The 13,344-nt window shown below is 66.0% G+C and carries 13 protein-coding genes; 8 read left to right on the forward strand and 5 right to left on the reverse strand.

Going from position 1 to position 13,344, the window contains the following annotated elements; genetic code table 11:
* The first annotated feature begins 93 nt into the window (after nt 1-93).
* The 4 genes from JWS13_RS31995 to fdhD are packed head-to-tail and all read left to right on the forward strand — an operon-like array spanning nt 94 to nt 4,944.
* On the forward strand, nt 94-1,179 hold the full coding sequence (locus tag JWS13_RS31995; protein ID WP_206009333.1) for an S-(hydroxymethyl)mycothiol dehydrogenase: 1,086 nt from the start codon (nt 94-96) through the stop codon (nt 1,177-1,179).
* Nucleotides 1,176-1,808 carry an MBL fold metallo-hydrolase gene (locus JWS13_RS32000; RefSeq protein ID WP_206009334.1) on the forward strand — a complete coding sequence of 211 codons (633 nt, stop codon included), beginning with the start codon at nt 1,176-1,178 and terminating at the stop codon, nt 1,806-1,808. The genes JWS13_RS31995 and JWS13_RS32000 overlap by 4 nt, the downstream gene beginning before the upstream one ends.
* 4 nt (nt 1,809-1,812) lie before the next feature.
* Nucleotides 1,813-4,119, forward strand: a complete 2,307-nt coding sequence (locus JWS13_RS32005; RefSeq protein WP_206009335.1) for an FdhF/YdeP family oxidoreductase — start codon at nt 1,813-1,815, stop codon at nt 4,117-4,119.
* Nucleotides 4,120-4,122: 3 nt separating this feature from the next.
* Complete coding sequence (gene fdhD, locus JWS13_RS32010; protein ID WP_206009336.1) at nt 4,123-4,944, forward strand: formate dehydrogenase accessory sulfurtransferase FdhD; 822 nt, start codon at nt 4,123-4,125, stop codon at nt 4,942-4,944.
* Between the two features lie 47 nt (nt 4,945-4,991).
* Here the strand turns inward: fdhD and JWS13_RS32015 are convergent, their stop codons facing one another.
* The 3 genes from JWS13_RS32015 to JWS13_RS32025 form a co-directional block, all read right to left on the reverse strand.
* Nucleotides 4,992-6,227 (reverse strand): helix-turn-helix transcriptional regulator, encoded by a 1,236-nt coding sequence (locus JWS13_RS32015; RefSeq protein ID WP_206011827.1) that lies wholly within the window; start codon nt 6,225-6,227, stop codon nt 4,992-4,994.
* Between the two features lie 101 nt (nt 6,228-6,328).
* Complete coding sequence (locus tag JWS13_RS32020; RefSeq protein ID WP_206009337.1) at nt 6,329-6,820, reverse strand: Clp protease N-terminal domain-containing protein; 492 nt, start codon at nt 6,818-6,820, stop codon at nt 6,329-6,331.
* Nucleotides 6,817-7,032, reverse strand: coding sequence for a hypothetical protein (locus JWS13_RS32025; RefSeq protein WP_206011828.1), 216 nt, complete (start codon nt 7,030-7,032; stop codon nt 6,817-6,819). The genes JWS13_RS32020 and JWS13_RS32025 overlap by 4 nt, the downstream gene beginning before the upstream one ends.
* A 431-nt stretch (nt 7,033-7,463) precedes the next feature.
* On the opposite strand from JWS13_RS32025, the gene JWS13_RS45685 reads away from it, so the two are divergent.
* Nucleotides 7,464-8,294: a helix-turn-helix domain-containing protein gene (locus JWS13_RS45685; protein WP_241032425.1), complete on the forward strand. Its 831-nt coding sequence runs from the start codon at nt 7,464-7,466 to the stop codon at nt 8,292-8,294.
* An 11-nt stretch (nt 8,295-8,305) separates the two neighbouring features.
* On the opposite strand, the gene JWS13_RS32035 is transcribed toward JWS13_RS45685, so the two are convergent.
* Nucleotides 8,306-9,424, reverse strand: coding sequence for an MFS transporter (locus JWS13_RS32035; RefSeq protein ID WP_241032426.1), 1,119 nt, complete (start codon nt 9,422-9,424; stop codon nt 8,306-8,308).
* A 293-nt stretch (nt 9,425-9,717) separates the two neighbouring features.
* Nucleotides 9,718-10,488, reverse strand: a complete 771-nt coding sequence (locus JWS13_RS32040; RefSeq protein WP_087558769.1) for an IclR family transcriptional regulator — start codon at nt 10,486-10,488, stop codon at nt 9,718-9,720.
* Between the two features lie 227 nt (nt 10,489-10,715).
* On the opposite strand from JWS13_RS32040, the gene dctA reads away from it, so the two are divergent.
* Genes dctA through JWS13_RS32055 form a run of 3 tightly spaced genes read left to right on the forward strand, consistent with a single transcriptional unit; the run spans nt 10,716 to nt 13,336 of the window.
* Nucleotides 10,716-12,149, forward strand: coding sequence for a C4-dicarboxylate transporter DctA (gene dctA, locus JWS13_RS32045; RefSeq protein WP_206009339.1), 1,434 nt, complete (start codon nt 10,716-10,718; stop codon nt 12,147-12,149).
* Complete coding sequence (locus JWS13_RS32050) at nt 12,142-12,924, forward strand: MTAP family purine nucleoside phosphorylase (protein WP_206009340.1); 783 nt, start codon at nt 12,142-12,144, stop codon at nt 12,922-12,924. Before dctA ends, JWS13_RS32050 begins: the two co-directional genes overlap by 8 nt.
* Before the next feature lie 4 nt (nt 12,925-12,928).
* Complete coding sequence (locus tag JWS13_RS32055; RefSeq protein ID WP_072951000.1) at nt 12,929-13,336, forward strand: allophanate hydrolase-related protein; 408 nt, start codon at nt 12,929-12,931, stop codon at nt 13,334-13,336.
* Nucleotides 13,337-13,344 lie beyond the last annotated feature (8 nt).

A 13,344-nucleotide genomic window follows, 5' to 3' on the forward strand; every position in this document is an offset into this window, starting at 1 on the left:
CTGTGATCCTCCGGAACGTAGGGTCTCGGGAGAGGTGCATATATAGCCATGCATCGATCCCGCACTGACTGATCGACCGAAGGAATGAGTCCAATGCCGCAGCAGGTACGAGGCGTCATCGCCCGCTCCAAGGGTGCCCCCGTCGAGATCGCGACCGTGAATATTCCGGATCCGGGTCCGGGTGAGGTGGTGGTCGATATCGCGGCGTGCGGTGTGTGCCACACGGACCTGACGTATCGCGATGGTGGGATCAACGACGAGTTCCCGTTCCTGCTCGGGCACGAGGCGTCCGGGATCGTGGAGAGTGTCGGCGCGGGTGTGACGTCGGTGGCGGTCGGCGATTTCGTGGTGCTGAACTGGCGTGCGGTGTGCGGGCAGTGCCGGGCGTGTAAGCGTGGTCGCCCGCAGTACTGTTTCGACACGCACAATGCGGCGCAGAAGATGACGCTCGAGGACGGCACCGAGCTGACCCCGGCGTTGGGGATCGGTGCGTTCGCCGACAAGACCCTGGTGCATGCGGGGCAGTGCACGAAGGTGGACCCGTCCGCCGACCCCGCGGTCGTCGGTTTGCTGGGGTGCGGGGTGATGGCCGGTCTTGGTGCGGCGGTGAACACCGGCAACGTGGGCCGCGGCGACTCGGTGGCCGTGATCGGCTGCGGCGGGGTCGGGGATGCGGCGATCATGGGTGCCCGCCTGGCCGGGGCGAGCAAGATCATCGCGATCGACCGGGACGAGACGAAGCTCGCATGGGCGAAGGACCTGGGGGCGACGCACACGATCAACGGCGGCAACGTCGACGCGGTCGAGGCGGTGCAGGAGTTGACCGGCGGGTTCGGTGCGGACGTGGTGATCGACGCGGTCGGTCGCCCGGAGACGTGGAAGCAGGCGTTCTACGCCCGCGACCTGGCCGGCACCGTGGTGCTGGTCGGAGTCCCGACCCCCGACATGACGTTGGAGATGCCGTTGATCGACTTCTTCTCCCGCGGCGGGTCGTTGAAGTCGTCCTGGTACGGCGACTGCCTGCCGGAGCGCGACTTCCCGATGCTGGTGGACCTGTTCCAGCAGGGCCGGTTGCCGCTGGAGAAGTTCGTCACCGAGCGCATCAAGATCGACGAGGTGGAGCAGGCGTTCCACCGGATGCATGCCGGTGAGGTGCTGCGCTCGGTGGTCGTGCTGTGAGCGGGCCGTTGCGGATCGAGCGGGTCGTCACCGAGGGCACCTTCGCCCTCGACGGCGGTGAATGGAGTGTCGACAACAACATCTGGCTGGTCGGGGACGACACCGATGTGGTGATCGTCGACGCCGCGCATGCCGCGCAGCCGATCATCGACGCGGTCGGCGGCCGGCACGTGAACGCGGTGATCTGCACGCACGGGCACAACGATCACGTGACCGTGGCCCCGGAACTGGCCGAGCGGTTGCACGCCCCGGTGTTGTTGCACCCGGGTGATGACGTGCTGTGGAAGATGACCCACCCGGGCGAGAAGTACTGGAGTCTCGAGGACGGGCAGCGGATCGCGATCGCGGGCACCGACATTCAGGTGATCCACGCACCCGGGCATTCGCCGGGGTCGGTGTGCCTGTACCTGCCCGAGGTGGGGGCGTTGTTCTCCGGGGACACCCTGTTCTCCGGCGGCCCGGGTGCCACGGGTCGGTCGTACTCGGATTTCCCGACGATCATCGGATCGATCCGGGACCGGTTGTTCGCGCTGCCCGAGGAGACCGTGGTCCATACCGGGCACGGGGACGGCACCACGATCGGTACCGAGGCCCCGCATCTCGCCGAGTGGATAGCCCGAGGAAACTGAGACCATGACCGACATCACCGACAGGTACACCTTCGACGAGGGCGACGTCGTCGTCACGCACGAGAAGTCCTATGCGGCAGGTGTTCCTGCGGTGTTGGTCTCACTCAAGCGCGGGCTGGAGCAGATGGGTCCGGTGCGGACGGTCCGGACCCTGATGAAGCTGAATCAGCGGCAGGGGTTCGATTGCCCGGGCTGTGCGTGGCCGGAGACTCCGGGGCACCGCAAGCATGCGGAGTTCTGTGAGAACGGCGCGAAGGCGGTCGCGGAGGAGGCCACCACCCGGACGGTGACGCCGGAGTTCTTCGCGGAGCATTCGGTGGCGGATCTGCTGGGTCGCAGCGAGTTCTGGCTGGGGCAGCAGGGCCGGTTGACGCATCCGATGGTCCTGCTGCCGGGGGCCACGCATTACGAGCCGATCGGGTGGGATGCGGCGTTTTCGTTGATCGCCGGGGAACTGCGCGGTCTGGCGTCGCCGGATGAGGCGGTGTTCTACACGTCCGGGCGCACGTCGAACGAGGCGGCGTTCCTGTATCAGCTGATGATCCGGGCGTTCGGGACGAACAACCTGCCGGACTGTTCGAACATGTGCCACGAATCCTCGGGGTCGGCGTTGGTGGAGACGATCGGGATCGGGAAGGGGTCGGTGTCGGTTCCCGACATCGAGAACGCCGACCTGATTTTGATCGCCGGCCAGAACCCGGGGACGAATCATCCGCGGATGCTCTCGACGCTGGAGAAAGCGAAGGGCAACGGCGCGAGAGTCATCGCGATCAACCCGCTCCCGGAGGCGGGGTTGCTGCGGTTCAAGGACCCGCAGAAGGTGCACGGGGTGGTCGGGGACGGGGTGGCGATCGCGGACGAGTTCCTGCAGATCCGGATCGGCGGCGACCAGGCGTTGTTCCAGGGGTTGGGCCGGTTGCTGCTCGAGGCCGAGGACGCGGCACCGGGCACCGTGCTGGATCGGGAGTTCATCGACCGGCACACCGCCGGGTTCGAGGAGTGCGCGGCGCACCTGCGGCGGGTCGATCTGGGCACGGTAGTGCAGGCCACGGGGTTGACGCTCGAGCAGATCCGGGCCACCGCGGACGCGTTGATCGCGTCGAAGAAGACCATCATCTGCTGGGCGATGGGATTGACCCAGCAGACCCACGGGGTCGCGACCATCCAGGACGCGGTGAACCTGCTGCTGCTGCAGGGGATGATCGGCAAACCGGGGGCCGGGGTGTGCCCGGTGCGCGGGCACTCCAACGTGCAGGGTGACCGGACGATGGGCATCTGGGAGAAGATGCCCGAATCGTTCCTGACCGCCCTGGATACCGAATTCGGCATCCGGTCCCCGCGTCGGCACGGGTTCGACGCGGTCGATTCGATCCGGGCGATGCGCGACGGCAGGGCGTCGGTGTTTGTCGGGATGGGCGGCAACTTCGTCTCCGCGACCCCGGACACCGAGACCACAGAGGCGGCGCTTCGCCGGTGTGCGTTGACGGTGCAGGTGTCGACGAAACTGAACCGCTCCCACCTCGTGACCGGGCAGTCCGCGCTGATCCTGCCGTCGCTGGGCCGCACCGACAAGGACGTCCAGGCCGGTAAGAAGCAGCAGGTCAGTGTCGAGGATTCGATGTCGATGGTGCACCTCTCGCGTGGCAGCCTGCCCCCGGCGAGTGACCTGTTGCGTAGTGAGGTCGCGATCGTCTGCGGGATCGCGCTGGCGTTGTTCGGGCCGGGGCATGCGGTGCCGTGGGCGGAGTTCACCGCCGACTACGACCGGATCCGCGATTCCATTGCCCGGGTGATCCCGGGGTTCGAGGACTTCAACCGGAAGGTGCGTGGGCCGGACGGGTTCGGGTTGCCGCACCCACCCCGGGACGAGCGCCGGTTCGTAACGAACACGGGGAAGGCCAATTTCACGGTCAGTGAGTTGTCGTGGGTGCCGGTGCCCGAGGGGAAGCTGATCCTGCAGACGATGCGGTCGCACGATCAGTACAACACCACCATCTACGGTCTCGACGACCGTTACCGCGGCGTCAAGGGCGGACGGCGGGTGCTGTTCATCAGCGCCGAGGACCTGGAGTCGTTCGGGTACGCGGCGGGGGATCGGGTGGACCTGATCTCCGAATGGACGACGGCCGACGGCAGCGTGGAGGAGCGGCGGGCGGAGGATTTCCGGTTGGTGCCCTACCCGACGCCGGTCGGGAACGTGGCCGCCTACTACCCGGAGACGAATCCGCTGATCCCGCTCGACCACGTCGCCCGCAAGTCGAACACGCCGGTGTCGAAGGCGGTCACCATCCGCCTGCAGAGGCGGGGCTGACCGGTGGGGCGGGTGACGACCCGGACCCCGGTCACCCGGATCACCGACACCCGGCACTCGACCCGGCCGGACACCGTGGTGGTGGAGGAACCCCTCGAGATCCGGGTGAACGGCACCCCGTTGGCGGTGACGATGCGGACCCCCGGTTCGGATGTGGAGTTGGCGCAGGGGTTCCTGCTGACCGAGGGCATCATCACCGGGCGCGGCGACATTGCGTCGATCCGGTACTGCAACAGTGTCGACGAACACGGCGTCAACACCTACAACGTCCTCGACGTGGACCTGGCGCCGGGGGTGTTCCTGCCCGACATGGGCATCGAACGCAACTTCTACACCACCTCGTCGTGCGGGGTGTGCGGGAAGGCGTCCCTCGATGCGATCCGGCAACGCACCCGGCATTCCCCCGCCACGGACACGGTGCGGGTGGCGGCGGCGACGATCGCGGAGTTGCCGGACCGGTTGCGGGCGGCGCAGAAGGTGTTCGACACCACCGGGGGTCTGCATGCGGCGGGGTTGTTCACCCGGTCCGGGGAACTGCTGACGGTCCGGGAGGACGTCGGCAGGCACAATGCGGTCGACAAGCTGATCGGGTGGGCCACCGAGCAGGATCGGGTGCCGCTGCGCGGGACGGTGCTGCTGGTCAGTGGTCGGGCGTCGTTCGAGTTGGCGCAGAAGGCGGTGATGGCCGGCATCCCGATCCTCGCCGCGGTGTCCGCGCCGTCGTCGCTGGCGATCGACCTCGCCCACGACACCGGACTCACCCTGATCGGATTCCTCCGCGGCACCACCATGAACCTCTACACCCACCCCGACCGCATTACCTGACGTGAGTGGCAAAGCGTGCTCCCGCACACTTCGCCACTCACCTGGGGTCAGTGCCTGCCGGTGGTGTCGGCGCGGACGCCGGCCTCGAGGGCGATCGCGCCCGCCTCGCCCCGGGACGCGACACCGAGTTTCTTCAGCACGCCCGCGACGTGGAATTTGACCGTGCTCTCGCTGATGCCGAGGCTGTCGGCGATCGCCTTGTTCCTCTTACCCGTGGCCAGGTGACCCAGCACTTCGAGTTCGCGGGGGTTGAGGTCGCCCAGTTGCTGTTCGTCGGGTCGTGCCGCAGGGACGTCGAGGGGGATCGCGACCGCCACCCGGGACCCCCACCCGTCGACCGACTCGACGTCGATCCGGCCACCGAGCGTGTGCACCCGTCCGGACAGTTGCCGCACCAGCGCGTCGGTGTCGAGTGCGCCCTCGGCGTCGTCGCGGACTTCGACGAGGAGGTTGGAGCCGTCGCAGTCCCAGGCGATGCGGATGCGCTCCAGGGTGGACTGGGTCGCGAACGCCAGGACGGCGCTGCGCACGACGGCCCGCGCGGCGCTGGCCACCTCACCGGGTAGCGCGCGACCGTCCACCGGCGGATCGACGTAGTCGACGCGCACGGGCCGGTGCTGGAGCAGTGGTCGCAGTTCGCCCTGCAACCGGGCGAACGCCGTGGTGACAGCTTCCTCCGCGAGAATCCGGTCGGACTCGCCCGCGGACCGCAGGGTGATCAGCGCCGACGACGCCGTCTCGCTCGCCGTGATCCGCGACCGCCGGTCGTCGAGGTCGTTGGACCGCAGGGTGGACAGGATGGATTCGAGCGTCGCGGCGTGCAGGTCCGTCAACTCCACGATGGTCCTGGCCCGCTCGCTCGACGCGGCCCGCGATTCCGCCAGGTACGCGGGGCTCGCCTGCGCGACCTGATGCCGGATCGACACGGCGACGACACCGAAGGCGCCCGCCACCAGCGGGACCTCCCGGATCTGCTGCCGTTGCTTCGGCAGAACGAGGAGGAGAGTGCCGGTCGCGTCGAGCAGTGCCCACACCTTCCGCTTCGAGCCGGCCACCACGGTCTGGTCGTCGAACGGCGTGCCTTCCGTCATCCGGGTGCGCAACGCGTCCAGTTCGGCGATGGTGACCCGCTCGACCACCGCGGGGTCGCCGCTGACCTTGCGAGGACGCCCCGTGCATTCCCGGGTGAAGATCACCAGCGCGGTGTGCGGCCAGATGTCGGCGAGGAATTTGGAGAAGCGGACGGCGATGTCGGGCAGCGGACCGTCGATGACGTCCCGCATGGAACCGAGAACATCTGCCGGTGACACCGAAGTCGCGCTGGGAAGAACCACGTGTCGAGCCTATCCGCGCAGGCGGCGATCACCGATCCTGGGCCGTCTGCTCATCGTGCCGATTCCGCCCGCGCGGCGTCGACGACTGTGGATCGGACGAGCCCCAGCGATTCCAGTGCCCGCGCCGCGGTGCCGTGCGTGATGGTGGCCACGGCCGCGACGATGTCGGCGCCGACGATCGGCCGGCGTTCCGATTTCGCGAGAGCCACCGCGTTGCGGAACGCGCCCTGAGCCGGTTCGGTCAGCCGCAGCGGACCGGTGCGGGGGCGGCTCAGCGCGCTGGTGGTGGCACCCACGTCGGTCATGCCTGCCGCCGTGAGGGCCTCGCCGTGCACGTGAATGATCGCCTCGCGCAGTGCGTCCCGGTTCGATCCGAGACGGTCGAACACCCGGGCCGTCGTTCCGTCCGGCAGTGCGAACGACGCGAGGAGCAGGTGCTCGAGACCGGGCTCGCGGTCGCCGAGCCGGTCGGCTTCGGCCTCCGTCTCGGAGAACAGTGCCTTCATCGTGCGCATGTCGCGCCAGGCCCGGGCGAATTTCATCGTGGTCCCCTCGTCTTCTTGTCGGCGGATCGCCCCGGGCCGAGGCGCTTGTGCGCCGCCTGACCCGAGACGCCGAGCGCCTGACCGATGTCCGCCCAGGTCCAGCCGGCGGACAGTGCGTCGGTGACGGCGTCGCGCTCGAGCTGATCGGCCTGCCGCCGCAGCGCGACGACGGCAGCGAACGCGGTGGCCGGGTTCGGATCGTCCCTCACAGCCATCAACTTTAGTTGATGACAGGAACCGCGTCAACCTTTGTTGATCGGTGGTCCGGCCCTACCCAAGTTTCCCTGCCGGCTGATTGTTCGACGCGTCGGCGTGTCTGAACCTGCGCAGTCCGGAACACGCGATCTGAGAGCCGCCTTCGGTTCATCCGCTCGCGGTATGAGGTGTACACTATCTATTTGTGCACAATTAATGTGCGCACGCTCAAAACCCCCGAGGGTATCGCCGTGCCTGGGCGCGTCCGCTTGATACTCGGGGTGATCCGGACCCACTGCGGACGGCTTCAAAACTCGGGCGATCGCGCGGCTCACATCCGCTGAATAGGCCGCCAGGGAATAGTCTCCGACGACTGGAAAGTTGCTCTAGCGTGTTCAAAATAGTAGACAACGAGCCTCGGCAGATAGGGGCCTTGGATCGCGCATTGGCCTCGCTGGACTGGCCCGTTCAGGCTGCACAGCGTGAGTCGCTGACGCCCGGTGAACGAGTCGCGTGGATGCACGACTCTGCGGGATTCTCTTACATATCTGCAGGAACTGCAGCACTCCAGGTTGGGCTGGAACGAACCGAGATTTCCACCGGTGACCTAGTCGTCTACCCCCGGGCGCACCGAGCTGAGATCCGCGCTACGGACGAGTCGAACATCATCAACGCGTGGTTTCTGCCGTCCGGCGGCTCAGCTCAGACTCTCGGTTCTTTCCCCAACACTCTGCTGGTGAGGGAGTTTTCTGTCCGCGAACCGAATATGGCGATGCTCATCGAGGGGATGCTCAGCGGACAAGCGAATGCTTCCGATTTCAGTCGCGCAGGCGATTCGGTGGTGTGCAGCCTCATCTCCACAACCATCGTCTCTGCCGCAATCCGGCTCTGGGTGGAGCTTGGCTGCGCTCCCGAGCGCTGGCTGCACCAAGTGTCGGACCCGTTCATTGCTCGCGCACTCGATGCGATGCATGCAAGCCCTGGGGATGCCTGGACCGTCAAACGCCTGGCTCAGGTAGCGACCATGTCTCGATCAGCCTTCGCGGAGCGCTTCACCGCTCTGGTAGGTCAAACTCCAGCATCGTATTTGACCGAAGTTCGAATCGAGACCAGCAAAATGCTTCTGATCCGTGACGGGCTCAGCATCGCAGAAACAGCGCATCGCCTCGGGTACGAATCTGAGGCAGGTTTCAGGCGCGCCTTTCGCCGGCAGACCGGGTCCGCGCCCGCTCTCTGGCGCGGACAACAACGGTCCCTCGTAATTCCTGCCGTGTAGCGATTGCGCCTTCAGACTGCTACAGCAACCGTCCTGGCCATTCGGAAAATGCTTCCACCCACGAGAGCGGCAATTGCAGCGGCAATCAACGTCACCTGGACTCCGGCATTGTCGGCAATCACGCCACCAAGTCCAGCGCCTAGCGTGATCGCAATCTGGAATCCGGTCACGATCAGCCCGCCTACCGACTCCATCCGATCGTGGGCGAGCCGCCCGATCCATGTACTGACCACCAGCAACCAAGCTCCAAATCCAATGCCCCACGCTGTCGAGCCCACCGTTACTGCCCAGAAATGTCCGGGGAAGAGCGCGACCGTAGCGATTCCAAAGCCGATAAAGGCAGGTACAACCACTCGCATCAGGTTGAGATGTTTATCTACGAGCAGCCCGACGACGACGTTTCCGGCAAGGCCTCCGATACCGAATGCCGCCAACAACCCAGCGATTCCGCCCGCGCCGATGCCGGGCACTTGCTCGAACGCCAACCGAATGTAGGTGAACGCGGCGAAGTGGCCGAGGACGGTGAGTACATGACCTACCAGACCCAAGGACAGGCCGGGCACTTTGAGGGTGTCCGCCAGCTCACGGAATCCCGTGGTGGTGGCAGGGGGGATTGCAGGCAACACGGCCCGCAACAGCACAGCGACCAGCACCGACACTGCGGCAACACCGACGAACACCACGCGCCAGTCAAACACGGAGCCAAGATAGACACCTAGAGGCACTCCGGCCACTGTGGCCACGGTGGTGCCGCCGTTCACGAGCATAAGACCTCGGCCCAGCCGTTCCGGTGCCACGAGCCGGGAAACCATCGCGAGCGACATAGCCCAAAATCCGCTGATTGCGGCCCCAAGGATCAAGCGAGCAATGAGCAATAACACGAGGTTGGGGGAGATGGCTACCATTATGTTGGACACTGCGGCGATAAGGGCAACCCAAGTTAAAAGCGCTCGACGGTCCAGCCGGGGAAACATCATGCCGACAACGGGGGCGACCAAAAAGCCCATAAACGCAGTCGCGGTGACCGTTTGTCCCGCTTGACCCTCAGTGAGGTTAAGTGATGCCGCTATCTGTGTCAGCAGACTTGGCGGGAGAAATTCGGCGACCACCAGCGTAAAGCTGGTGGCCATGAGGATGAGTACCCCCGCCCACCCAGTGCGATCGGAGCGTCGTCGGGGCAGCGTTTCAGGCGCGATATTTGTAGATGTCATCCTTTGATAGTTCCGAAAATGCGTTATCGATACAGGACCGATCGTCCACACCACAAAGCCAAACGTCCACAAAGTGTGGGGCCGAGACAACAGTGAGCAATTACTGCAAACTGCCCTCGTTCATCAATTGTTCGATTTAATGCAGCGAAGTATATTTTCTGGCCCTCGCCTGTCCGGCCCGACCACTGCGCCCCACCACGGCGAAACCCCGCCTAGAGCGCCGCGTTCTTGTCGAACTCGGTGCCGAGTTCCTTCGCGACGCGTTTGAGCAGCGGCACGATGTGGTCGGCCGACTCGAGGGTGACGCGGGCGGCGGGCCCGGAGACGGAGATGGCGGTGGGTGTCGGAGCGTTCGGCACCGGCACCGAGAAGCAGCGGACGCCGATCTCCTGCTCACCCTCGTCGATGGCGAATCCGCGGTTTCGGCTCAGTTCGAGGTCGGCGATCAGCAGGTCGGGGTCCGTCAGTGAGTTCTCGGTGTACGTCGTCATGCCGGTCCGGCCGACCAGTGAGCGCACGGCGTCGTTCGACAGTTGCATGAGGATGGCCTTGCCGACGCCGGTGCAGTGCGGGTAGACGCGGCGGCCGACCTCGGTGAACATGCGCATCGAGTGTTCGGACGGCACCTGCGCGACGTAGACGGCCATGGTGCCGTCGAGGACGGCCATGTTCGCGGTCTCGCCGGTGCCTCGCACCAGTTCGGACAGGTGCGGTCGTGACCATGCGCCGATCAGTTGGGTGGCGCTCTCGCCGAGCCGAATGAGCTTGGGGCCGAGCGCGTACCGGCGGGTGGGCAGCTGCCGGACGTACCCGCGGTTCATCAGTGTGCGGATCAGCCGGTGGATCGTCGGGAGGGGGAGTCCGGCCAGTTCGGCGAGTTCGCTGACGCCGATGGATCCACCGGCGCTCGCCATGATCTCGAGTATGTCGAATGCACGCTCGACCGACTGCACGCCGCCGGCCGCGTTCTGACCGTTCGTCATGTCTGGCTCCATCCTCTGACTGCCTCGGGGTGCCTCCCCCGGGAGCCCCCCATTCTTTCCGTCAGGCGGAAAGGGCGCTCCGTATGACGATAGCGCGGTTGCGGCGGATCGCGCCGATTCCTTCGCTACATCGGTTGACAAAACACGGTGTGACGGCGTTCACTATATCGAGATACGAAATACAACTTCCATAATATGGAAAACACCAAGCCCCGAGGGAGGGCCCCGTGTCTGAAGTCGAAATCGCTGCAAAACCCAAGAAGCAGCGTTGGTACAGATCGCTGTTCGTCCAGGTCCTGATCGGAATTGCCCTGGGCATCGCCACCGGCATCCTGTTCCCCGAGTTTTCGCATCACCTGGCCCCACTGGGCGAGGGCTTCATCAAGCTCATCAAAATGGTGGTCGCCCCACTGATCTTCCTGGTGATCGTCACCGGCATCGCGAAGGTCGGCAGCATGAAGGCGCTCGGCCAGATCGGCGCCAAAGCGCTGCTCTGGTTCATGGGCGCGACGATCTGCGCGCTGGGGCTCGGCCTGCTGGTCGGCAACCTCGTGCAGCCGGGCAGTGGCCTCAATATCGACCCGGCCACGCTGGACACCTCCGCGCTGGACGAGAAGACGCAGGGCGGTCACATGCCCGGCGGCGTCGAGTTCGTCATGCACATCATTCCGACCAGCGTGTTCGACGCGTTCGCCACGAACAGCCTGCTCCAGGTGCTGCTGTTCTCGATCCTCTTCGGCGTCGCCCTCGCGTCCTTCAGTGAGTCCGCCCCGCCGGTCCTGATGGACGTGATCGACCAGTCGCTGCACGTCATCTTCCGCATCGTCGGCTACATCATGTATCTGGCGCCGCTCGGCGCCTTCGGTGCGATGGCCTACACGGTCGGCAACTACGGTGCCGGTTCGCTCAAGTCCTTCGGGATCCTGGTGCTCTCGGCGTACGGCGCGGCCCTGTTCTTCATCATCGTTCTCGCCACCGTGGTCAGGCTCCTGACCGGCGTCAATCCCTGGAAGTTCGTCAAGTACTGCCGGGAAGAGTTCATGCTCGCGCTGGGCACGGGGTCGTCCGAGGCCGTCATGCCGCGCATCATCAAGAAGCTCGACAACGCCGGCTGCGACCGCGCCGTCGTCGGACTGGTGATTCCCACCGGGTACTCGTTCAACCTCGACGGTGCCGCCATCTACCTGTCGCTCGCGATGATGTTCCTCGCGCAGGCTGTGGGCGTCGACCTCGGATTCGGGGAGCAGCTCGCCATCATGGGCATCCTCATCCTCAGCTCGAAGGGCATGGCAGGCGTGCCGGGCTCCGCGTTCGTCGCACTCTCGGCCACCGCCGCCGCGATCGGCGCTTTCCCCGTGGCCGCCGTCGCGCTGCTCCTCGGTGCCGACCGGTTGATGGACTCCATGCGGGTCTTCACCAACCTGTTCGGCAATTGCATGGCCACGTTCGTCGTCGCGAACTGGGAGGGCCTGCTCGACAAGGACAAGATGCGGGCGGTTCTCGACGGGACGATCACGCCCGACGACCCGGACGACGTCGTCGCCCACCCGCACCCCGGGCAGGAACACCTCGCCACCACCCCGGCCCAGCCGGCGATCGAGAAGCCCGAAGCGCTGACCGTCAGCAGGACCCCGGAAGGAACGGTGAACCACCATGCCTGACACCCAGCCCACCGTCGGGCTCCTCGGTACCTGGGGATATCACGGTCTGCTCGACGACGCCGAGCAGGTCTCGGTCGACACCCCGTACGGTCCCACCTCCGACAACATCGTCCTGGGATCCTCCGGGGGCCGCCGGCTCGCCTACCTGACCCGCACCGGGCGGCACCGCAACATCCCGCCCCACCGCATCAACGCCCGCGCGAACATCTGGGCACTGCACAGCCTGGGAGTCCGGACGATCCTCGCTCCCACCCCGTCCGGCTCGCTGCGACCGGCGATCGGTGTCGGATCGGTCGTCGTCCCCGACCAGTTGGTCGACCGCACCGGCCGCACCGACGACACGTTCCACGACGACGACGTCCACATCTCCTTCGCGGACCCGTTCTGCGTCCGCGGACGGCAGGCGGTGGTCTCGACGCTCCGCAGGAGCGGCTGGGTGGTCAACGACGGCGGCGTGATGGTCGCGATCCGCGGCCCCCGGTTCTCGACCCGCGCCGAATCCCGCTGGTACGCCGCCCAGGGCTGGGACCTGATCAGCATGACCCCGTATCCCGAAGCTGCGCTGGCCCGGGAACTCGGCATGTCCTACACCTGCATCGCCCTGGTCACCGATCACGACGTCATCAGCGACACCCCGTGGCCGGTCACCCAGGACCTGGTGCGTGAAGGACTCGACGCCAACACCAAGCGACTCCGCGAAGCGCTGCTTCAGGTCGCGATCGAACTGGCAGACACGCCTGTAACGACGGCAACTGCCCATGGAAGAAGGAGCTGACAAGATGGCCGAATTGTTCTGCAACGGTGGAGCGATGCGTGGCGGAAACCTGCATCACAACGTGTCTGCGCACACGTTCCTCGGCACGGTACGGACCGCGCCGAACTACCGATTCTTCTCCGTACGCGACGAATTCCCGGCCCTCCTGCTGACGGAGACCGGCGGCGCCTCGATCGAGGGCGAACTCTACGACGTGCCGATCGGCGACATCCGCACCGACTTCCTCCCCGAGGAGCCCGAGGAACTCGAGCTCACCGTGATCGAATTGTCCGACGGCCGTTCGGTTCTCGCGGTGGGGCTGCGACCGGGTCTGCTCGAGAGCAAGGCCGGTGAGCTCACCGAGATCACCGATCACGGCGGCTGGCGACGCTACCGCGGCCTGCCCGAGCCCGACAACACCACCGTCTCCTGAACACCCCG

Source organism: Rhodococcus pseudokoreensis (assembly GCF_017068395.1).
Lineage (GTDB): Bacteria > Actinomycetota > Actinomycetes > Mycobacteriales > Mycobacteriaceae > Rhodococcus_F > Rhodococcus_F pseudokoreensis.